Here is a 22954-nt window from a genome sequence, read left to right as displayed (position 1 = left end):
CTATCCGGTATTACGCATGCCTTGAGCGATACCTACAATGCTACTATGGACTTGGTGGAGTAAGTGTGCTTGTTTGTCTTTATCCTTAGTAGCATAAAAGGCTTTAATGAGTTCAATTTGTAAGGTGTTAAGGGCGTTTAGATAGGGTTTTCTAAATAAGATAGAATGATAAATCATCGGTTCATTTTCTAAAAGCTCATTTTCTTGGCGAGCGCATAGAATAGACTTTTTAGTCGCATTAAATTCATTTTGAATGGATTCAAAAATTTCTTTCGCATTAGGCAAGTCCTTAGCCAAAGAATGATAGGTTGCAAAAATATCTAAATCCACTTTTAAAAGCACTTGGGCGACATTATCTAAGACGACTTTAAAAAGCGCATTTTCTTTATAAAGGGTTTTTAGGGTTGTAGGATTAAGCGTTTCTAAAGCGCTTCCTAAGCCATACCATGCCGGTAAAATGCAACGATTCTGTGTCCATGCAAAAACCCAAGGAATCGCTCTTAAATCTTCAATTTTAGAGCTTTCTTTGCGTTTAGAAGGGCGTGAGCCAAGCGGTAATTCTTGGATAAAATAAATAGGAGTTGCTAATTTAAAATACTCTAAAAAGCCTTGGGTTTCATAGACTAATTTTCTATAGGCTTTATAAGAAAGATGAGCGATAGTTTGGAGGGTTTGTTTGTGTTCTTTGGAAGTTTTAGGGGCTTTTTCTTGGGTATTCTTTTTTAATAAAGCGCTTAGGGTGTTGTGTAAATTGTATTGAGCGCTTTCTAAATTGAGATATTTTAGGCTAATGACTTCGCCTTGTTCAGTGAGCTTAAGAATATCTTTAGCGCTCTTATAAGGTGCACAATCTAAAGCACTCTCTAAGCTTAATCCCCCTCTACTCACACTCCCTCCTCGCCCATGGAAGAGCAAGAATGAAAGATTGAGCTTTTCTTCAAGATTTATTAATTCTTTAATAGCGTTATCAAGGTAATAATTGCTTGCAAAAATACCGCCATCTTTACTAGAATCTGAATAGCCTATCATGATTTGTTGGTTTCTATTTTGATGGTTTAAATAAGCGTTGTAGTGGGGGTTTTGGCTTAAAATTTGCATGATCTTAGGGGCATTTTCTAAGTCTTGTATGGTTTCAAAAAGGGGGGTTAGAGAAATTTCTTTTTCTAATTTAGCTAATTGAATGAGCCATAGCACTCCTAAAATATCGCTCGCACTCTCACTCATAGAAAGAATGATAGAACGAACACTTTCTTTAGAAATTATCTCTTTTGCCCATGAAATTTTCATTAATGCTTCTAGGATATTGGCACTTTTTGGGCTTAATTGCTCTATTAAAGAGCCTAATTCTAAAGGATTTTTTAATAAGAATAAAAAGGCGTTATTGATGATTTCTAGTTTTTTAGTTTCATTTTTAGACAAGAAATCATTATCAGCTAGTCCTAAAAATGAAAAAGTTTCGCTCAAAGCGTTTAAAAACACTTCTTTATGCTCTCTAAAATCCAAACGCAAAGCATGAAACCCTGCTAAAAGAGCTAAATGACGCAAGCGTTCTAAATGGGGTTTTAGATAGGGTTCAAGGTTATTTAGCATTAAATCAATATCGCTGATAAATTCTTCTATATTATGATAAGTATAAGCGATAGGCAAGGGACTATTCACGCTTAAAAGGCGGTTTTTGAGCTTTTTTTCCATTAAAAGCAATTTGGCTCTAAAGGGTTCATGCTGGTGTAAAATCGCATCGCTTGGGTCTAAATATTCCCATTCTTGTTCTAAGCTTTGCTTAAAGGTTTTGCTTATGGTGCAAAAATCTGAAGAGAGAGAAAGCTCTCTAGTTAAGGCTCTCACTTCTTTAATATAAAATTCTATGATAAAAGCATGCTGGATACGCAGAGTTTGGGTCATTAAAGCATTAGTTACAAAAGGATTTCCATCTCTATCGCCTCCTATCCAACTTCCTAAGATAATAGGGGATTGTGTGAGAGGCTCATTTAAAACCTTTTCTACAGAACGCAAGGTTTCTAAAGCGCTTGGGAGAATGGAGGTTTCTACCAAGTAGAGCAAGTTATCCAATTCGCTTAAAACTTCCAATTTTTCTTGGCGGGCTAAATGGCTTTTATAGAGTAAGTGCAAGCGGTATTTAATCTCATTTTCAATTTTTTCTTGGGCGTTTTTTGTGAGCTTGTTAGAAAAATACGCTAAATTTTTAGAAATCACTTGATAAGCCTCTAAAAAAGTTCTTCGCATAGATTGGGTAGGATGAGCGGTAAAAACCGGATAAAAAGCTAAGTTTTTTAAGGTTTTTTTTGTTTTTGGATTTAGGGGCTTGATAATATCTTCAAAAAAATAAGAGGTGTTATTGATTTTATAGCGTTCTTCAACAATGTTAATAAGGATATTATAGAGTGAAAAAGCCTTGATAATACCCAAAAGCTGTTGGCTTTCTATAATTTTTTGTAAAATTTTTTGACTTTCTTTAAAAGAATTTTTTTCAAATGCATGGCATAAAGAGAGAAATTGCTGTGCGGTCTCTTCTTCTTTACATTCTTTTAGCATCTGTAAAAAAAGGCGTTTAATGAGCGCTAATTCTTGTAAAAAATGGGGGTTCTTTTTCAAAGTTCTACCTCTCTTATTTAAGCATTATGGTATTATAGAATTATTTGTTATCTAATAGACAATCACTCTTAATTCTAATTTTGTTTAGGGGAATTTAATTTTGGCATTACCGATTTATTATGATAAAGACATTGATTTAAATATAATTCAAGCTTTGCAAGTAGGCATTATTGGTTATGGTGCACAAGGAAGAGCCCATGCACTCAATTTAAGAGACTCTGAAGTAAAAGTGCGTATTGGCTTATACAAGGGAAGTTCAAGCATTTCAAGGGCAAAAGATGAAGGCTTTGAAGTGTTAGAAGTCAAAGAATTAGTCCAAAAATCTGATGTGCTTATGGTGCTACTTCCTGATGAATTACATAAAGAAGTTTTAGAAAAAGAAGTGATTCCTTTTTTAAAAGACGACCAAATTGTAGCCTTTTCTCATGGCTTTAGCGTGCATTTTAATCAAGTAATTCTTCCAAAGGGTGTGGGGGTTATTCTAGTTGCTCCAAAAGGGCCTGGGAGTGCTTTAAGAGAAGAATACCTCAAAAATAGGGGTTTATATCATTTAATCGCTGTGGAACAAGAAAGTTCAAAACATGATGCTAAAGCTGTGGCTTTAAGCTATGCTAAAGCAAATGGTGGGGGAAGAATGGGGGTTTTAGAAACGAGCTTCAAAGAAGAATGCGAGAGCGATTTGTTTGGCGAACAAGCGGTTTTATGTGGGGGGCTAGAAGCGATTGTAAGAACGGGGTTTGAGACTTTAATTAAGGCAGGATACCCTGAAGAATTAGCCTATTTTGAATGCGTGCATGAAGTGAAATTAGTGGCAGATTTATTGCATTATAAGGGGATTGAAGGCATGCGAAAACATATTTCTAACACCGCTGAATTTGGAGCTATCAAAGCTAGAGAACCTATGGCTCATTTATTAGAAAAACGCATGCAAAAAATCTTAAATAAGATTCAAAATGGCTCTTTTGCTAAGGATTTTTTACTAGAAAAAAGCTTGAATTACCCTAGATTAAACACAGAAAGAAAAGCCCTTAAAAACATCAAATTAGAACAAATTGGGAAAATTTTACGCACCCCTTTAAACAATAAAAATTAAAAGGAATAATATGGCAATAGTAATTACTATCACTTCAGGTAAAGGTGGCGTAGGCAAAAGCACTACAACTGCTAATTTAGCAATAGGATTAGCTGAGAGTGGCAAAAAGGTTGTGGCGATTGATTTTGATATAGGCTTAAGAAACTTGGATATGATTTTGGGCTTAGAAAATCGCATTGTTTATGATGTGGTAGATGTTATGGAAAAAAATTGTAATCTTACACAAGCTTTAATCACAGATAAACAGACTAAAAATCTCTCTTTTTTAGCCGCCTCTCAAAGCAAGGATAAAAATATTTTAGACAAGGAAAAAGTGGCGATTTTAATCAATGCTTTAAGAGCGGATTTTGATTATATTTTGATTGATTCGCCCGCTGGGATTGAAAGCGGGTTTGAGCATGCGATTTTGCATGCGGATATGGCATTAGTCGTGGTAACCCCAGAAGTGAGTTCTTTAAGAGATAGCGATAGAGTGATTGGCATTATTGATGCGAAGTCTAATCGGGCTAAAAGGGGCGAAGAAGTGCATAAATACTTGATTATCAATCGCTTAAAACCTGAATTAGTGGAAAATGGCGAGATGATTTCTACAGAAGAAGTGCTTAAGATTTTAGGTTTGCCTTTAATTGGGGTGGTTCCAGAAGATAGCCACATCGTTTCAGCCACTAATAAGGGCGAACCAGTGATACGCACTGAATGTGAAAGCTCAAAGGCTTATGAGCGTATTACAAGAAGGATTTTAGGTGAAGAAGTGGAGTTTGTAGAATTTAAGGCTAAAAAAGGCTTTTTTGGGGCTTTAAAAGGGATATTCTCATGAGTTTTTTTGACTTTTTCAAAACAAAGGGGAGTGCCACTACAGCGACTGACAGATTAAAATTGATTTTAGCTAAAGAACGCACCTTGAATTTACCCTACATGGAAGATATGCGTAAGGAAATTATTGCAGTCATTCAAAAATACACCAAATCTTCAGACATTCATTTTAAAACCCTTGATAGCAATCAGAGTGTAGAAACGATTGAAGTAGAAATTGTATTACCCAAATAACTTGAATAACTGATGAAAAGTGGCTTTCAATACCATGTTTTAGAGAGTATTCCTAAGGTCTTTGACATTCTCAAAGACCCCCCTAAAAAACTCTATTTTGTAGGCAACGCCGAGCTTTTAAACACACCTTTAAAAGTAGCCATTATAGGCACAAGAAGACCCACCCCTTATAGTAAGCAACACACCATCACTCTAGCTAGAGAGCTTGCTAAAAGTGGTGCAATCATTGTGAGTGGGGGAGCGTTAGGAGTGGATATTATCGCTCAAGAAAATGCCTTACCTAATACGATTATGCTCTCGCCTTGTAGTTTGGATAAAATCTATCCTGCAAGCAATGCTAAAATCATTCAAAAAATCGCTCAAAATGGCTTGATTTTAAGCGAATATGAAAAAGATTTTATGCCCCTTAAAGGCTCTTTTTTGGCACGAAATCGCTTGGTTATTGCACTAAGTGATATAGTCATTATCCCTCAAGCGGATTTATTGAGTGGCTCTATGAGTAGCGCGAGACTAGCTCAAAAGTATCAAAAGCCTTTATTTGTTTTGCCCCAAAAATTAAATGAGAGTGAAGGCACTAATGAGCTTTTAGAAAAAAACCAAGCTAAAGGCATTTATAACCTTCAAAATTTTATTAACACTCTTTTAAAAGATTACCACTTAAAAGAAACAGGCGAAGTCAAAGATGAATTTTTAGAATATTGTGCGAAAAATCCTAGTTATGAAGAAGCGTATCTAAAATATGGCGACAAGCTTTTAGAATACGAATTATTAGGCAAAATCAAGCGCATAAATCATAGCGTGGTGTTAGCATGATTTTGGCATGCGATGTGGGGCTAAAACGCATAGGTTTAGCCATTCTTTTAGAAGGCATAATCTTACCTTTAGAGCCGATTTTACGCAAGAATAGGAATCAGGCTTCTAGGGATTTAAGCAATTTGTTGAGAGAAAAGGGCGTTACAACTCTAGTGGTGGGTAAGCCTAGCGAAAGTTATGTGGATACAAACATTCGCATCAAGCATTTTATTGCACTTTTAGACTTTAAGGGCGAAATTGTTTTTATCAATGAAGATGGTTCTAGTATAGAAGCCTATGAAGACTTAGAGTATTTGGGTAGGAAGAATAAGCAGACAGCCCAAAAAGATGGGCGTTTGGACTCATTAAGTGCGTGTAGGATTTTAGAACGCTATGTAAAACAACTTAATTTTTAGTTTAAAGATAATCCTTGATAGAGAGTTTTAACTTTTTGTTTGGTATTCTTTTAGAATGATAATAAGACATTTTATTAGTCTTATGCAAAAATATCTTTAAAAACGGATAAAAATGAAAATAATGCATCAAGTAAAAGATTTTTTAAATACCTTTGGGCATTCTATACAAGAAAACACTCATAAGGCACTTCAAAAAACTAAACAAGCACTTTTTAAAGAAAAAACTCAAAAAATTAGAGAACAAGCTGTTAAAATCGTAGAAAAACGCTTATTAAAAGAAAACATGAAATTAAGCGATTTTAATGAAGAAGAATTAAAAATCATGTTTGAAGCTGAAGAAAAAAGGCTTTTAGAACAAATTCAAGCTAAAGAATTTAAAGAAAATAAAGAAAAAAATACAAAGCATTTCAAAGAAGTCTGGGAGAAAGGCAAAGATGAGTAAGAAAAATAGCGTTATCTCAAGTTTAATAGGTTTTTTTAATGAAAAGAATGAGCGATGGCTTTTAGCTCATAGGCATACTAGAGGGTTTGTAATAGTGGCTTGGCTTTTTAGATTTAAAAGTATTGTATTTTCTATTTTTATTACTTTACTAATTGTTTTAGCAGATATTTGGGTTTATAGCGATATTCGTCAGTTTTTATTAGACACTTCTAGTTCTTCAATTCTGCTTTTAATCGCTTTATTGATTAAATGGGGCGTGATTGTTATTAGTGTGCGCAATTGTTATCAGTTTAGTAAAAAAATGTTTGCATTAATCCAAAAAAAGATACAAATAAGAGAGAATTTTAAAACTCGTTTGCGTCAAAAAAATGAAAAAGTCTCTCATAGAGAAAAGCTCTCTAATATCGCTGAAGAGATAATTTTAAAAAAACAAGAAGAAATTCATCATAAAGAAGAAAATACTCATAATAAGGACAAACTTTCTAACATTACTGAAGAAATGATTCTTAAGAAACAAGAGGAACTAAGAATTAAGAACAATAAAGATAATTAAAAAGGCATTCAATGCTTTGTGTTAGCAAATTGATTTTAGCAGCCTCGTTTTTACTGATGGATTCAGAGGGGTTTTCATCTGTAATTTACACCGATAAAGTAGGTCATGCCACAATTGGCTATGGTTACAATTTAAGCGTTCATAAAAAAGAATATGAATATTATAAAGATAAGAATATCACTAAAAATAAAGCTTATTTTATTTTAGTTAAAGAATTAAAGAACAATGATACTAAGCTTCTTTCTTATGAATGGTATAAAAACTTAAATAAAGTTAGAAAAATGGTTATTTTAGATTTAAGTTATAACTTAGGATTAAAAGGCTTACTTGATTTTAAGCAATTCATTAAAGCTATAGAAGATGAAAATTATTCCTTAGCCATAGAAAGATTACAAAAGAGCAAATATTATTTTCAAGTAGGAAAAAGAGCTCAAAGAAACATGGAATTTTTACAATTTGGCACTTGCAAAAATTACTGCAAAGAAAAATACAATATAGCCGATGCACTCAAAGAAGTAGGGATTGAGCTAGAAAAACATTCTTCTGTTCCAGAATTTTTTGATGAACATAATTTAACACAAGAAAATAAGAACAAAGAGACTAAAAAGCTTAAAGAGTGTTTAATAGATACTTTAATGAGAACTAAAGAGGGGCAAAAATTATTACAAGAATTTTTAAAACGACCAGATAATGCGTTTTGTTTCCAAGATAATCGTTTGATTTCAATGTGATGTTTTTATGTTATAATCTCTTGTGATTTTTTGTAAAGGAATGAATATTGAGAATTAATATCAAAATTTTGTCTCTCCCTCTCCCTCTCTTTAAAAAGCAAAAAAATAACGCTTTTATTTCTATTAATTATTTTTTTACTAACTATTTTTATGGCTCTATAGAATGTTTGCTAAAGCATTGTTGTATGACTGAAAGGGTAAGGTTATGTTAGTTGTTATTTATGCACTTATGATTAATATTTTAACCTATATGGTTATGAAGATGGATAAAGATTATGCCATAAAGGGCGACTGGCGTGTTCCAGAAAAAATCTTGTGGATATTGTCTGTTTTGGGTGGGTTTATTGGGTTTATTATAGCTATGAAAGTATATAGACATAAAATATTAAAACCTAAGTTTTAAATATAGCATTTCAATGATTGGGTTATTAGAAAACACAACGTTTTATTTTTCTGTGTAAGTATTTTTTAGTAAGATTTATATTTTATTTAGAATAAAAATCTGGATTTAGCCTTAAGAATCCAAAAATCAAGAGTTTTGAATTGTTGCAAAATGCTTACATCTTAGTAGTTTTTATCTTTATTAAAATAAAAAAACAAACAAAAACACAGCAATAGCGTAAAAAACTTAAGAAAATAAGAATATCTTTAAGACTTTTTAAGCCGTTTATATAAGTAAGGTAAGGATGGGATGTTGAGTTGGTGAGCGTTTTTAAGTGCTAGAGGTATTCTTAAGAACATCAAGTAGGGTGAGAGCTTTTAAATAGCTCTACTTGGGAATAAATAGAAAGCAAAAGTAAGCTTAAAAATTGTAGCATAGAGTTTTAATAGGCTAATTTCATACTGCTTGGATATTCCCGCTATGTATTTTTATTATTGAACTTATTATTACCATTCTCTTTAGATGTATTTTCTACTTGCTACATCTGCAAAGCTTGTTTTATCTACGATTCTAAAACCTGCTCTTTAGCAAAAACAATGATTGATAAAATCCATCGTTAAAGGATATAAGGCTATCAATATATTACTAGTTTTTTAAAAAAGGTTTATATAAGTCCATAAGTTAGGTTTTTTTGCCTTTGAGTGATAGCAATTCTGTTTTTTGTCTGTTTCTCATCATGTCTAATCTTCCATTATTGGTATCGTAAAAATCTTGATTAAAGAATGCTTTTATTTTGCTTTCAAGCTTAAGGTGATAAACTGATTTGTAATATTTTATTTGGATAATTTTTTATAGAAATTATTCAATACAAAAACAACTTTTAATATGTTTTCTTGCAATGTTTTAAAAATCTAAGCATGCGAAAAACTAGCCCAAAATTTCTCTATTCCCCTTAGCGTTTCTTGGAGATAAAAAGCCTTGAGCCTCTAGTTCATCAGTAATGGTGGCAGCTTGGTTATAGCCGATTTTTAGCTTTCGTTGTAAAAAGCTTGTAGAAGTGTTTTTTTCTTCTAAAATCACGGCTTTAGCTCTCTCCATAATATCCCCATTTTGATTGCTAGACGCATTTAAAGGCATACGAGATTCTTCTAATAAGAAATTTTTATCGTATTCTACTTCTCTTTGAGACTTGATGAAATCTACAATGTTTTTAATCTCTTCTTCACTAGCAAAAGGTGCATGCAATCTTACAAGCCCTACGATTCCGGGTGGAGTGAATAGCATATCACCTCTTCCTAATAAACTCTGTGCACCCTCAGTATCCAAAATCACTTTAGAATCAATTTTAGTGCCTACCCTAAAACTCACTCTTGAAGGTAAGTTGGTTTTAATAAGACCGGTTACGACATCTACGCTTGGGCGTTGGGTCGCTACAATTAAGTGTAAGCCACTCGCTCGCCCCATTTGTGCAATCCTAGCAATAGGAAATTCTGCCTCTTTACCCCCTGTCATCATTAAATCCGCTAATTCATCAATCACAACAACTAAATAAGGGAACGCTTCAACGCCATTATTTTTAGCTTGTTCGTTATAAGAATCTATGGTTTTAACCTTGTATTCACTCATTAAAGAGTATCTGCGCTCCATTTCTTTGGCTACGCTTTGCAAGGCTCCTATAGCTTTTTTAGGGTCAGTAATAATAGGGGTGAGTAAGTGGGGGATTTCAGCATAAATGCTAAATTCCACCATTTTGGGGTCTATCATCACAAGCTTTAATTGTTCAGGGGGGTTTTTATAGAGCAAGGATAAAATCATCGCATTCACGCCCACGCTTTTACCACTTCCTGTAGTGCCGGCAATAAGTAGGTGGGGGAGCTTTTTTAAATCTGTAATAAAAGGATTTCCTACTATATCTTTACCTAAAGCTAGAGTTAAGGGCGAGCTAGATTTTTGAAACAATTCGCTTTCTAAAATCTCTCTTAGATAAATGATTTGGCTTTGAGAGTTAGGAATTTCAATGCCGACTACATCTTTACCCTTAATAGGGGCTTGGATACGAATAGATTCCGCACATAAAGTCATCGCTAAATCATCGCTCAAGCCTAAAATGCGACTCACTTTCACATTGGGGGCTGGACGAAATTCAAAGGTGGTAACGATAGGGCCTGAATAGGTGCGCACAATATCGCCATCAATTTTAAAGGTGCGAAGCTTAGAGAGTAAATCTTGGATTTTTTGGTCAATTTCGTTTTCATCTAGCGAAATGGATTGTGTGAGGATTTTATTTAGCAAGGTTATAGAGGGAAGTTCGTAATCTTTTGGCTTTTCTATTTTTTCATTATAATCTAGGGCGTCTAGCATTTCTTTATTTTCACTTAGCTCTGTGATTAAAACATGTTTTTTGGAAGTGTTGGTGCTTTCTGTGATTGGCTCTTGCTCGTTAGTTATATTTGGGGTTTCTTGTATTTCTCCTTCTTCTTTTTGGGTTTCTATTAGGATGGGTTGTTTCAATTCTTCTTCTTTGGAATTTTTAGGGGTTTCTTCTAAGGTGTTTATAATGGTATCGCTTTTAGTTTCATTGCTCTGTGTAACTTTTTGATGCTTTTCTTCTTCAAGCGAAGTTTTAAGTAATGTAGTTTCTTCTTTAGGGTTTGTTTCTTTTTCTCTAAGGCTTGTCTCTTCTGTCTTATTTTCTTGTGGCATGTGCGTTGGGTTAGTTTGAGCCTTTGGGATAGTTGGGTGGATAACTTGTTTGACTTGGTTTTCTGCCAATTCGTAATCTTTTTCAATAAGCTTGTTTCTATTAGGATAAATCACAAAATCAGTAGGGGCATTAGAAGAGATTTCAACCGAGCCTTTTGGGGGTTCTAAAGTGTTTAAGGTGCTATTATATGGGGTAGGAATGGCGATGAGAGGGTCGTTATTTAAAGGTTCTTGAGGCTCATTAGGTGCTTTAAAATCTTCTTTTGTGGTTTGAGGTTTTTTAGGCTCAATGGAGGGTAAATCTAATTCATCTAAGCTATGGGGCAAATGCGAATCTCTTTTGGGGATAAAAGCTTGCAAACATTGCTTATAAACTTGTTTTAAAAAGGCTTGTAGCTTTAGGATATAGGGCGTAAAAACGCTTTTTGAGGGTAATTTAAACAAAATGAGATAAGAAATTAGTGCCATTAAAAAAATAAGCATATCAATGCCAAAATTGCCTATAAGGGGGCGTAAAAATAAGCACACACTATTGCCGATTTCACCTTGATTAAAAAAACTAGATTGTAGAAGCAATAAGGATAAAATTCCTAATAAATGCCCCAAAGTTTTTTCTAAAACAATTTCTGTAAGGGGGTTTTTGGTTTTATACAAAAGAAACAAAATGAATGCTAAGTAGGGTAAGTTAATGAATGAAAGATACCCAAAATATTCTTTATTAAGCGTAGCAAACCACATTCCAAAACGCCCCACTAATCCGCTATTACCTAGCCATGAAGATAGGGTCAGAAACGCTAATATGACCCCTATGATTAAAGCTAAATAGAGTTTTTTAGATTTCATTGATTACACATATCTTTAAAAGAGCAAAATCCACAAGCTTTGGTTTCTAAAGTTTTAGAAAAAGAGATTTCTTGCTTGAGTAGGGGAATCAGAGTGTCATCTAAATATGCCATTTTAGCTTGTAAAATTAGCTCTTCTTCTTCTTTTAGCTCGCCCTTTCTTAAATCATAAAAAAATGCCTTTATGGGCTCTTTGTAACCTAAGTTTTTAAGAGCATATACATAAATTGCCATTTGATAATCTGTGCTAGTTTGAGCGATTTCTGTGGGGCTTAAGCTGTTTCTTTGTTTTTCGCTCATGTTGTCTAGTTTTAAATCGCTTTTAAATTTGTAGTCTAATAAAATAATATGATTAGTAATCTCTTTATCAATTCTATCTATGCGTCCTTTAAAAGTAATGCCATCAATAGTTGTTTCAAAGCCTTTTTCAAGCTCAAGGATATTGATTTTTTCATTAAAGCGTTGTTGCTCTTTAATATAAAAAGCTTGGATTTTTTTAATCGCTACAAGAGTGTCTAAACGCTCTTTAGAAGTGGTATTTTCTCTTGTTTCTAATAGTTGAGTAAGCCTTTCTTCTAATAAATGGGGGCTTTTGTTGTCTTCATACGCCACTTTTAACAACTCATGGAGTAAGCTACCCACAGCACTATTATTTTCTTCTTTAGGGCTTTCTCTAAATTGTTTAATATAGTGGTAATAGAAACGACGCTTACAAGTTAGAAAAGTATTTAGTGAGCTAGCACTAAAGCAAAAATCTTTAGCAATAGTGTCAATGATTTCTTCTTCTTGATAGGCTTTAAGAGTATTTTTTGCAAAAAGCGTGTAAGCGTCTTTTATAGGCTCTAAATTCAAATCTAATTCCAAAAGCATGCTAGAGACTTTTGAAGTCTCACTCTCTATATAAGAAAGCACAATTTCTTTAGAGTTTTTAAAGAGCTGGTAGTAGTAGTGTTTTTGTAAATTTTTCTTGTCTAATAAAGTGGGGAGATTGAGTGATTTTCTTAAAGTAGAGTTTAAAAACAAATCGCAATCTTTAAGATTAGGCACACAAGCTTCATTAAAATCAGCGACAACAATTTTATCAAAATGCATGCCCCTTGTCTCTAAGGTATCCATAACACGCACCTTACCCCCACTAGAATCATCTAGGCGATAATTCTCTTCAAATTCTTGTAAATACAAACGCAATAAATCTTTAAAACGATAGTTTTTAAGCGTATTTTGTAGCAGATGATAATGGTGCATGATTTTAGAATGCGTTTCTTTTAATAAGGTGCGTTCTTTGGAGCTTTGTTTTTCTAAAAGAAAGAGCGTGAGATTTTCTAAATTTTCTAAGGGAGTTAAATCATTATTAAAATCACTTTCTTCTAATTTTTCTAATTCGTTAGTAAGCTCTGTGTAATAAGGGCAATTTTTAGCCCCTAAGCCCATAGCGAAATTTAAATTATTATGCTTGTCTAAGAGTTTTAAAAAGGGTAAAAATTCAGCATTAGGCGTGATAATTGCCATTTTATTAGGGTCGTTATTTTTTTGTAAATACTCTTCTATGGTTTGTAAAATCAAGGCACTTTGTTTTAAGAAACTAGAGTTTGCATAAAGGCGTGGCTTTATTTGTTTATCATTAGAAGTCTTAGAAAGGATTTTTTGACTTTTAAAATCTATAGAATAATCACAATCTATTTCTAAATCTAAATTTAAAAATTCTAAAAATTTTTGATTGTATTTATCGCAAGTAATGTGTAAAGTGATAGGCACTAATTGAGCAACTTCTAATAAGCATTGCCTTTCAAAAACACTCATAAAGCCGTCTAAATGCCATTCAATTGATGAAAAATGAGTGAAAAATTCTTTTAGAATTGTTGGTTTTTCTTGCATAATTTTGTCATAAAACCCTAGTTTTTCTAGCTTTTTGACATAGCGTTGATAAATCATCTCTAAGACTTCTAAATGCTGTTCGTAATCTAAGTAAGTGTCTTTAAGAGAAATTTTATTAAGCTCAATATTAGCCGAACTTAATTCATCAAATAAATCAAATAAAAAAGAAGTGCTTTCTAAGTATCCCAAAAAGCTATTTTCAAAAAGCAAAAGCCCTTCAAGCATAGTGCTTTTTTCTCTAGTGATTTCTTTAATGGTGTCTATCATTAAAATTTGACGCACGCTTTTTGGAATTTTCTTTTTATTAGGAATATAAAAAGCTTGTTCAAAAAAGCTCCCCATGCTCATGGCATTATCCAAAAACCCTTCGCCTTGCTCTAAATAGAAGTTTTTTAAACGCCTTGTAGAGCTAAAGACAAATAGGGGGGCTTTTTGTGAAAAAAGTTTTTTTAAATTCATGCGTTCAGCAACTCTTTAGCTTGAGTGATGATATTTTCAACATTAAAGCCAAATTTTTCAAAGAGTTTATCGCCTTTGGCTGAGCTTCCAAAACAATCCATGCTAATGATTTTATCAGCAAAACGATACCATTCTAAGCCTCTACTTGCTTCAATGACTAAGACTTTACCCTTAAAAAGCTCTTTAAAATAGCTTTCATCTTGTTCTATGAGTAAATCAAAGCATGGCACACTTACTACTTGAGCTTGGATATTAACTTGTTCTAATTTTTTAGCACTTTCTAAAACAAGAGAGACTTCGCTCCCGCTTGCAACGAGCGTGATTACAGGGTTTTTAGCATAGTGTTTAATATACGCCCCTTTTAGAACTTGCTCTTTAGAGACTTCATTAAGCACAGGTAAGTTTTGGCGAGATAAAATAAAGCCACTAGGGGCATTTAGGCTTAATGCCACCTGCATGCAAGCGATATTTTCAAAAGCATCGCTTGGTCTAAAAGCATAGAAATTAACTAAAGAGCGTAAATGGCTTAGTTGCTCTATAGGCTGGTGTGTAGCTCCATCTTCACCCACACCGATGCTATCATGCGTAAAAATAAAAAGGGCTTTTAACTTCATCAAAGCACTTAAACGCATGCTAGGCATTAAATAATCGCTAAAGACAAAAAAGGTCGCACAAAAGGGCACAAACAAGCCATAAGTAGCTAGAGCATTAGTAATAGCCCCCATAGCATGCTCTCTAATTCCAAAATGCAAGTTTTGTCCTAAAGGAAAATCACTAGAGTGTTTTAAATGTGTGTTATTAGAAGGGGCTAAATCCGCACTCCCCCCTAAAAAGCCTTCATACTCTTTAGCAATAGCATTTAAAATCATTCCATTACTCACTCTAGTGGCTAAACTCTCGCCTTCTTTAAAAGTGGGGTAGTTGATGGTATTAAAATCAAAATTCTTTAAAGATTCAATTTTTTCCTTTATGCTAGGGCTTAAAGATTTTTCCCACAAAGCTTCTAAGCTAATGCCCCTAACTTTCATTTCTTCAAAATACATTTTAATTTTTGAATCAATGACAAAACTTTCATTAGGATTGAAATGAGCGTTTTCTTTGGATTGTTTTAAAACTTCTTTATTTAAGGGTGAGCCATGCGTTTTTTCGCTTCCTTCTAAGCCAATAGCCCCCTTACCAATAGTTGTGTGAGCGATTAAAAGAGTGGGTTTAGTGGCCTTTTTGGCTTCTTCTAGAGCGTCATAAATAGCTTGATAGTTATGCCCATCGCATTCTAGCACTTCCCAATTTTGGGCTAAAAAGCGCTTTTTAACATCTTCGCTAAAGCTAATTTGAGTAGAGCCTTCAATACTAATTTGGTTGCTATCATAAATCACAACTAAATTATCAAGGTTATGATGTCCCGCTAGAGACGCACTCTCATAGCTAATACCTTCTTGTAAATCCCCATCTCCGCACAAACAATAGACCTTATGAGAAATGACTTCTTTATTCAAAAGGTTTTGAGCGTATTGACTAGCCATGCTAAAGCCTACAGCATTAGCAAAGCCTTGTCCTAAAGGACCTGTAGTGATTTCAATGCCTTCTGTGTGGTGTAATTCGGGATGTCCTGGGGTTTTAGAATCTAATTGCCTGAAATTCTTTAAGTCTTCTAAACTCACATTAAAGCCCCATAAATGGAGTAAGCTATAAGCTAACGCACTCGCATGCCCCCCACTAAAAACTAATCTGTCTCTATTAAGCCATTTAGGATTAGTAGGATTAAGATTTAAATGCAAACTTAAAACTACCATCACATCAGCTAATCCTAAGCACACGCCCGGATGCCCACTATTAGCCCTATCTATCATATCCGCACACAAAAAGCGTAAGGTTGTAGCCATATTTTCTAAGCGTTTTAAATCAGCGTTACTCAATTGCATAAATTTTTCCATTTTTAAGGTTTTTTAAAGCCCATTTTAACACAAATTACTTAAAATCTCTTTGGCAGTTGAGATGTCTTTTTGAATTTGGTTTTTAAGCTCTTTTAAAGAATTAAAGGGCATGTTGTCTCTTATCTTTTCTACAAATTGCAGAGTGAGTTCTTTAGGTGGGTTTTCTATTGTCTTATCAAGCGCATGGCATTCTATGGCGAAGTTTTTATCCGTGCTTAAGCGATTGCCCAAAAAACTTACGCTTTTATCAATTTGATTTTCAATCTTAACTAAGCTTGCATACACCCCAAAGCTAGGAAGAATAAAATCTTTTATTTTTAAATTTAAAGTAGGCACTAATTCTTTATGCCCTAAGCCTTGTCCTTTAATGACTTCTCCAAGCACTTCATAATGCCTGCCTAAGAGCTTGTTAGCTAAAATCAAGTCTCCATTATTTAAGGCTAATTTTATCATTTTAGAGTGCACGCTAGTGTTTTCAACCTTTACTTCAGGCACAACAATCGTCTCTTTGAAATGCTCTTTTAAAAATAAGGCATCATTTTTGCGTTTATATCCAAACCTAAAATCATAGCCCACCACTAGGCGTTCTAAATGTGGAAACTTGTTTTTTAAAAGCCCTAAAAATTCTAAAGCACTCAAATGCGAAATTTTTTCTAAAAACACAAAAAATAAGGGCATATCAATAAGTTTAGAGCGATAATTTAGGGGGGTTAAATAGGGTCTAGTGTAATTTTCTTTTTCTATGATTAAAAGAGCTTTTGGGTCTTTTAATTCTCTCAAAAGAGCCTTATGCCCTAAATGTAAGCCATCAAATTTGCCGATAGCTAGGCTTTTAATCGTAGGTTCGCTTGAAATGGATAAAAAATTCAACATTCCCATTCTTACCTTTCACTAAGCTTTCTTGAATATTTAAGATTTTCATATTCTGTGTTTCTAAATGGTTTTTAAACTTTTCTAAGGCGTTAAAAATGGCTTTTGTATCCATAACAACCCCCTTTTTATTGCGTTTTATGTTTTTACCCACTTCAAATTGTGGTTTGAAAAGCACCAAAAACTCACCGCTTAAAGGCAAAATTGCTTCTAAAATACAATATAATGAAATAAAGCTCACATCACAAAGCAATAAATCAATTTTTTCTAGTGTTTTAAAGGCTCTAATATCGCATTCTTCATAACACTCTATGCGTTTGTCATTTTTCAAACTCTCATCTAATTGCATTTTCCCTACATCAACACAAAGCACTTTTTTGGCCCCTTTTAAAAGAGAGACTTCGCTAAAGCCCCCCTTACTCGCTCCCACATCTAAAATAATTTTATCTTTAAAGTTTATGGGGTGAGTTTCTAAAAAAGCCCCTAATTTTTCTCCTGCTCTACTGACAAACAGATTTCTAGCGATTAACTCAATTTCATCGCTATCTTTAATGATAAAAGATGGCTTAGAGATTACTACCTTATTAACTAAAACTTGTTTTTTTAAAATTAAAGCCTTAGCCTTTTCTCTACTATTCACTAAATTTTTGTTAAATAAGGCGTAGTCTAATCGCATTAAAATTGTGGCAAAGGAACTTGATAAGCGAAATTAAAAGTAATAGCACCTAAACTATAGGCATTTAGCTCTAATTTAGCTTCTTTAACCGCCAAATAATCTAATTTAGGAAAGGCAAGCAAAAAGGCTCTGCTCCATTTATTAGTGGTTTCTAAAATTCCATCAAACTCATCTTTTGTAATTTCTCTAACCCATAAAGGATCTGAGCCTGTAGGCTTTCTGCCAAAAAGCTCATAAGAGATATAATCATTATCTATATAGTCGCTATTTTGGGTAAAAATCTCTACTAAAAAATACTCATGGTAGTAGTATGTGCCATTATCTACATCGTTTAAATGTGTAGCAATCGCTGTGATGATAGGGACATTGTCTTTAGTAATCTCGCCTTTTCTACTAGCTTGAATCTTTTTTTCTAAAACTAAGTCTAGCGTGTAAGTGTCTTCATTAAAATTACTCACACACCCCAAACAAAAAAATAAGAATACTAAAAGTATTGAGAGATTTTTCAAGCCCATTTCCTTGCTAAAACCCATATCATTTTTAGCTAAAATAAAAGCCACATTATAACTAAAAGGGGGTTTTATGCCAAAAAAATGCCGTCATTTACTTCAAACAAGCGATTTAAGTGTTGATGAAATTAAACTTTTGCTAGAAAAAGCAAGTGTTTATGCAAACGACTTTAACGCTGTGTCTGTAGAAACAAAAGAAAAAATGCAAGACAAAATTATCGTGGCTTTATTTTTTGAAAATTCTACCAGAACGGTGTCTAGCTTTGAAATCGCCACTTTAAGATTAGGGGCAAAAATGGTGAAACTAAACATGCAAACTAGCTCCACTTCAAAAGGTGAGACTTTAATAGACACTTTTAAAAATATTCATGCCATGCAACCAAATGCTATGATTATGCGCCATGCTTTTTCGAGCACGCCTTTTAAATTAGTAGAGTTTTCTCAATGCCCCTTAATCAATGCTGGAAGTGGCACAAACGCTCATCCTACCCAAGCACTATTAGATTTACTCACCATTTATAAGCATTTTGACAGTCAAATAGAAAATTTGAAAGGAAAGAAAATCGCATTTATCGGCGATGTAAAAAATTCAAGAGTAGCAAATAGTAACATTAAGTTACTTCAGAGATTTGGACTTGAAATAATGCTGTGTGCTCCAAGCTCTATGCTTCCTACAACTTCTTTAAGAACCACACATAAAATTGAAGAAGCTATAGAGTTTGGGGATATTTTGATGAGTTTAAGAACCCAAACTGAACGCCATAATACACCTATTTTTGCTAGTTTAAAAGATTATGGCAACGCTTATTGTATTACCCAAGAAAGGCTAGAAAAACATGCTAAAAATAAGGAAGTGATAATCTTGCACCCAGGCCCTGTGCATAGGGATATTGATATAGAAAGCACTGTATTAGAAGATAAACGCTCTAAAGTCCTAGAGCAGGTCAAAAATGGCGTGGCGATGCGTATGGCAGTGTTAGAATTTTTATTAGCAACTTTAAGATAAATTGGTTTTAAGGATTTGGTTTAATTTTTCTTAAGCCGATGTGTAAAAAATTATCATAAATCTATCATTTTTGCTTTAATCTGTCTCAATTTTAGTGTGAATCTAAAAATCTTCCATTATAATTCCAGTGTAGTTAAGTTTCATAAATAGTAAATGAATGGATAACTTAACTATTGCTCTTTGTTTATAATTAGTTATTTTAAGGTCGTTGTTAGTAGGGTTTATGATTTGATGCCTTTCTTAAGAATAGGTGCTATTTGATAATAAAAGGAATATTAGATATGAAAAATAGTGCGTTTTTGAAGAATAGAGTTTTTTATGGGTTGTGTGCTTTAGGGTTGCTTTCAAGCTTAGGGGCTTATGATTATAAAATCAGCGTTCAAGCGGAGTCATTTTCTAAAGTAGGTTTTAATAACAACAAAATTGATGTTGCTAAGGGAATTTATCCTACAGAAACTTTTGTAACCGCTGTGGGTCAAGGCAATATCTATGCAGACTTGTTGCCTAAGCATTTAAAAAGTTTAGGACATTCTTTAGAAGGAAAGGTCGGTGGCACGATAGGAGGGGTAGCTTATGATGATACAAAATTCAATCTGGGTGGCTCAGTCATTTATAACTACATTGGTTATTGGAATGGTTATTTGGGGGGTAAATCAGCTCAATTAGATGGGAGTGGTATCCATCAATGTGCTAAAGGACCTGATGGCAAGGTCATAGATACTGAGGCTTGCGGAAATGCCAAAATGAATAAAATCCGCCGTAATTATGTGTTTAACAATGCGTATTTAGAATACCGCTATAAAGATATTTTTGTAGCCAAGGGGGGTCGTTATGAATCTAAAGCCCCTTATATGAGTGGTTATACTCAAGGTTTTGAAATCAGCACTAAACTTAAGGATAAGAATGAGGGGACACATAAAATGTGGTGGTTTAGCTCATGGGGAAGGGCATTTGCTTATGGGCAGTATCTTTATGATTTTTATTCTCCAAGAACCGTTCAATTAAAATATGCTGACGGAACAATTCGCAGAACCATTAATTATGGCATTCATCTTTTAAGCTATACTTATGAGAGAAAAGGCATTAGCATCAACCCCTTTTTTCAATTTTCTCCGGGAACTTACTATAGCCCAGGTATTGCTTTAGGTTATGATAGTAATCCTAAATTTAATGGTTTGGGTTTTAGGGCTGAAACTAAAGTTTATATTTTATTGCCTGTGCATGCCCCACTTGTTAGAAATAATTATCGTTATGCTATGAGAGCTGGCACCGCTGGACAGAGCTTGCTTATTAGACAACGCTTTGACTATAACGAATTTAATTTTGGTGCAGCATTTTATAAAGTATGGAAAAATGCGAACGCTTACATAGGCACTACAGGAAATCCTTTAGGCATAGATTTTTGGGCTAACAGCGTTTATGATATTGGTCAGTCTATGAGCCATGTGGTAACTGCTGATGCGGTCTCAGGGTGGATTTTTGGTGGGGGCGTGCATAAGAAATTTTTATGGGGGACTTTATGGCGCTGGACTAGTAGCACCATAGCCAATGAGGCTAGTGTAGCGGTAAACTTTGGCTATAAAATCACTAAGAGCTTATCAGCCAATGTGAAACTAGAATATTTTGGGGTAATGACGCATGCTGGTTTTATGGTGGGTAGCTATACTCCAACACCTGGCTCTAAAGCACTTTATTCAGATAGAAGCCATTTGATGACCACTCTAAGAGCCAAATTTTAACAATGTTTAATTTTAGGTGATTTTTGTTACTTTAATAAATATTTTTTAGCAATAAAGTAAAAAATTTTCTAATATATACTTAATAAGAGATTATTTTTAACTATTCTGATTAAATAATATTGAGCAAGATAAAAAGGCGTGGATAGGAATGAATAAAGGTTTTTTAAATGGTTTGTATTTTAAGAGCATGTTTTTTAGCATGTTTGTGGATTCTTTGGTAGCGCACCCTAAAAATGGCTTTTTTATTGAGGGAGGGTTTGAGACTGGGTTATTGCAAACTAAAGAAACGCTCACAAGACAAAAAGCTATCAGTTCGCAACCCAGCCCTAAACTTCTTCCTTTTATTTCTAAAACATCATCTACAGATGTGTGGACACCTCAAAATGTCAGCTATGGCACAAGCGGATTTTCCACTAAACGCCCTATAAAATTTTTTATCAATGAAAATAATGGCGTTAAAACCCTTGGCATTAAGAATTATTTGCCTTATGATTTATACAATGTGTATTTAAAAATAAAAAACGCCAATGGAAGTGAGACTACCATAGCGGGGATTAAAGAAATAGGGGCGTATCAAGAAGTTAGTTTTAATGTGAGTGAGCTTGATTCTAAAGAAATAGACAGCTTGCAATCATCTTGGGCAGATGCTACGCAACTAAGCTTAGATGCAAGCCAATTTTCAGACACCACAACACAAGCTACGCTTAATGCTTTTAAGAATATGAGCGTAGATATTAATGGTAGTTTTGCGGGATTAGAAAAATCGGTTATTGATACTAAAAATATCAGCGTTCAAGAGGCTAAAGACTTTGCCAATATCTTTTATGATTATGCGGCTGTGTTAAGCTCTAATGAATGGGCGGAGGCGATTTTAAATTATCCGGGCGTTTTTACAGATGAGCGATTTCCTAATTTAAATAACAACCGCCAATCAATCATTGAAAATTACCGCAAAGAGATTGATTTATTTTTGGGCGTTCTGAGCCAAAATGAGACAAGTAAGGGTTTTAATGGGCTTACCGGAAAGAAATATGATAGCGCATACATGGGCATTAGACTTCAAACCATTGACCCAACAACTGATACTTTTCTCACTAATTTTGATTTATCTAATGAAAACGAACGCAAACTCCTAGGCACTCTAATTCATGAATTTGGTCATGCTAAAGGGTATTCTCATTATGGGAATATGACTTGCCCTAATGGTAATGTCGGTGGCACTGAGACTTGCAGTAACGATAACCAAACTATAGAACATAATGGCAAGACTTATTATAGTGGCATGGTAGGGCAAACCGAGCAAGTATGGGCAGAGCTAGGAAAGGCTAATAAACTTCCTATTAACTATAACACCATTGGCAAGCAAACAGCCCCTAATACAAAAGAAAACGCAGATTTTAAAAACAGCCTTTTAAATCAAACGAGCATGCTATTAAACCAACTCACTAGCACAATTTCTTCATCTCAAACAACAAAGATTAATCTAGGCACAAAAAATTACAATCTCGCTATGCTTGGATTTAATGTTAAAAGTGGTTATTTATATTATTTTAATGACTATGTAGGTTTAAGTGCTTATGGGATTATCAAATATAATTATTCGCAAAATCCAAACGCCATAGTGAAAAAAGTTCAGCAAGTTGGCTTAGGAGTAGGGGGCGATATTTTAATAGATTTTCTCACACTATATGACACATCTAAAAATGCTAACGCCAAAAGGATTTTTAAATCTAGTGCAGGAATTTCTCTAGGTTTGAGAGCGTTATACAATGGCTATGGGTTTTACAACACTTTTCATAATACCGGAAATTTAGATTTCAATACTGCAATCAATTATCGTTACAAGCATTTAAAATATTCCATAGGTATTGCTATTCCTTTAGTGCAACAACACCTAAAAACACGCCTAAAAATACCGAACTATCAAGGCAAATTTACGCTTAATGAGGGAGCGAGCCATTTTAATATCTACTTTAATATGGGGTGGGTTTTTTAAAAAGGGTTTTAAACAAGCTATTTAATTCCTTTTCTTTTACAACAAATCACTAAAACCAATTTTAAAATGCTATTTTTTTCTCCCCCTTGCCCCCCTTTATGCTACAATTCAAACTTATTTTTTATTCCATTCGTAAAATCATTTAAAAAAAGGAAATTTCTTAATGTCTCATAACAGATTAAAATTTTTTAGTGCTTTAAGTTTAAGTTTATCTCTAGCTAGTTCTTTAATGGCTGAAGAAAGCGCTTGGTTTTTAGGGGCTAACTATCAAATGGC

The 22954-nt window shown here is 33.9% G+C and carries 19 protein-coding genes; 12 read left to right on the top strand and 7 right to left on the bottom strand.

Annotated features, from left to right (window positions below; all coding sequences use genetic code 11):
- On the bottom strand, positions 1-2613 hold the full coding sequence (locus tag C6H25_RS07750) for a phosphoenolpyruvate carboxylase (RefSeq protein WP_104748859.1): 2613 nt from the start codon (positions 2611-2613) through the stop codon (positions 1-3).
- A gap of 100 nt (positions 2614-2713) precedes the next feature.
- On the opposite strand from C6H25_RS07750, the gene ilvC reads away from it, so the two are divergent.
- From ilvC to C6H25_RS07705, 9 genes are all read left to right on the top strand, one after another.
- On the top strand, positions 2714-3706 hold the full coding sequence (gene ilvC / locus C6H25_RS07745; protein WP_104748858.1) for a ketol-acid reductoisomerase: 993 nt from the start codon (positions 2714-2716) through the stop codon (positions 3704-3706).
- A 10-nt stretch (positions 3707-3716) separates the two neighbouring features.
- Positions 3717-4523, top strand: a complete 807-nt coding sequence (gene minD, locus C6H25_RS07740) for a septum site-determining protein MinD (protein ID WP_104748857.1) — start codon at positions 3717-3719, stop codon at positions 4521-4523.
- Positions 4520-4753, top strand: coding sequence for a cell division topological specificity factor MinE (minE, locus tag C6H25_RS07735; protein ID WP_104748856.1), 234 nt, complete (start codon positions 4520-4522; stop codon positions 4751-4753). The genes minD and minE overlap by 4 nt, the downstream gene beginning before the upstream one ends.
- Positions 4754-4765: 12 nt before the next feature.
- Positions 4766-5566, top strand: coding sequence for a DNA-processing protein DprA (dprA, locus tag C6H25_RS07730; RefSeq protein WP_104748855.1), 801 nt, complete (start codon positions 4766-4768; stop codon positions 5564-5566).
- Positions 5563-5961, top strand: coding sequence for a Holliday junction resolvase RuvX (gene ruvX, locus C6H25_RS07725; RefSeq protein ID WP_104748854.1), 399 nt, complete (start codon positions 5563-5565; stop codon positions 5959-5961). Before dprA ends, ruvX begins: the two co-directional genes overlap by 4 nt.
- A gap of 112 nt (positions 5962-6073) precedes the next feature.
- Complete coding sequence (locus C6H25_RS07720; protein ID WP_104748853.1) at positions 6074-6403, top strand: hypothetical protein; 330 nt, start codon at positions 6074-6076, stop codon at positions 6401-6403.
- The gene (locus C6H25_RS07715) at positions 6396-6956 is read left to right on the top strand and encodes a hypothetical protein (RefSeq protein WP_104748852.1); all 561 of its coding nucleotides are present in this window, start codon (positions 6396-6398) and stop codon (positions 6954-6956) included. Before C6H25_RS07720 ends, C6H25_RS07715 begins: the two co-directional genes overlap by 8 nt.
- A gap of 11 nt (positions 6957-6967) precedes the next feature.
- Positions 6968-7687 carry a glycoside hydrolase family protein gene (locus tag C6H25_RS07710; protein ID WP_104748851.1) on the top strand — a complete coding sequence of 240 codons (720 nt, stop codon included), beginning with the start codon at positions 6968-6970 and terminating at the stop codon, positions 7685-7687.
- A gap of 205 nt (positions 7688-7892) precedes the next feature.
- Entirely contained in the window at positions 7893-8090 is a 198-nt protein-coding gene (locus tag C6H25_RS07705; protein ID WP_104748850.1) for a DUF1294 domain-containing protein, read from the top strand.
- Between the two features lie 906 nt (positions 8091-8996).
- Here the strand turns inward: C6H25_RS07705 and C6H25_RS07700 are convergent.
- The 6 genes from C6H25_RS07700 to C6H25_RS07675 are packed head-to-tail and all read right to left on the bottom strand — an operon-like array spanning position 8997 to position 17943.
- On the bottom strand, positions 8997-11615 hold the full coding sequence (locus C6H25_RS07700) for a DNA translocase FtsK (protein ID WP_104748849.1): 2619 nt from the start codon (positions 11613-11615) through the stop codon (positions 8997-8999).
- The gene (locus C6H25_RS07695) at positions 11612-13948 is read right to left on the bottom strand and encodes a PD-(D/E)XK nuclease family protein (protein ID WP_104748848.1); all 2337 of its coding nucleotides are present in this window, start codon (positions 13946-13948) and stop codon (positions 11612-11614) included. Before C6H25_RS07695 ends, C6H25_RS07700 begins: the two co-directional genes overlap by 4 nt.
- Complete coding sequence (gene tkt / locus C6H25_RS07690) at positions 13945-15870, bottom strand: transketolase (protein ID WP_104748847.1); 1926 nt, start codon at positions 15868-15870, stop codon at positions 13945-13947. Before tkt ends, C6H25_RS07695 begins: the two co-directional genes overlap by 4 nt.
- 36 nt (positions 15871-15906) lie before the next feature.
- Positions 15907-16755: a bifunctional riboflavin kinase/FAD synthetase gene (locus C6H25_RS07685; RefSeq protein WP_104748846.1), complete on the bottom strand. Its 849-nt coding sequence runs from the start codon at positions 16753-16755 to the stop codon at positions 15907-15909.
- Positions 16715-17428 (bottom strand): TlyA family RNA methyltransferase, encoded by a 714-nt coding sequence (locus C6H25_RS07680; protein ID WP_104748845.1) that lies wholly within the window; start codon positions 17426-17428, stop codon positions 16715-16717. Before C6H25_RS07680 ends, C6H25_RS07685 begins: the two co-directional genes overlap by 41 nt.
- Entirely contained in the window at positions 17428-17943 is a 516-nt protein-coding gene (locus C6H25_RS07675) for a hypothetical protein (RefSeq protein ID WP_104748871.1), read from the bottom strand. The genes C6H25_RS07680 and C6H25_RS07675 overlap by 1 nt, the downstream gene beginning before the upstream one ends.
- A gap of 67 nt (positions 17944-18010) precedes the next feature.
- Between C6H25_RS07675 and pyrB the strand changes: the two genes are divergently transcribed.
- From pyrB to C6H25_RS07660, 3 genes are all read left to right on the top strand, one after another.
- The gene (gene pyrB / locus C6H25_RS07670; protein WP_104748844.1) at positions 18011-18943 is read left to right on the top strand and encodes an aspartate carbamoyltransferase; all 933 of its coding nucleotides are present in this window, start codon (positions 18011-18013) and stop codon (positions 18941-18943) included.
- Between the two features lie 281 nt (positions 18944-19224).
- Positions 19225-20682 carry an outer membrane family protein gene (locus C6H25_RS07665; RefSeq protein ID WP_104748843.1) on the top strand — a complete coding sequence of 486 codons (1458 nt, stop codon included), beginning with the start codon at positions 19225-19227 and terminating at the stop codon, positions 20680-20682.
- A gap of 148 nt (positions 20683-20830) precedes the next feature.
- Entirely contained in the window at positions 20831-22678 is a 1848-nt protein-coding gene (locus C6H25_RS07660; protein ID WP_104748842.1) for a hypothetical protein, read from the top strand.
- Positions 22679-22954: the final 276 nt, after the last annotated feature.

The organism is Helicobacter cetorum, assembly GCF_900198405.1.
Taxonomy (GTDB): domain Bacteria; phylum Campylobacterota; class Campylobacteria; order Campylobacterales; family Helicobacteraceae; genus Helicobacter; species Helicobacter cetorum_C.
The sequence above is the reverse complement of the archived record's forward strand: the minus strand, read 5'-3'. Positions and strand labels throughout refer to the sequence as shown.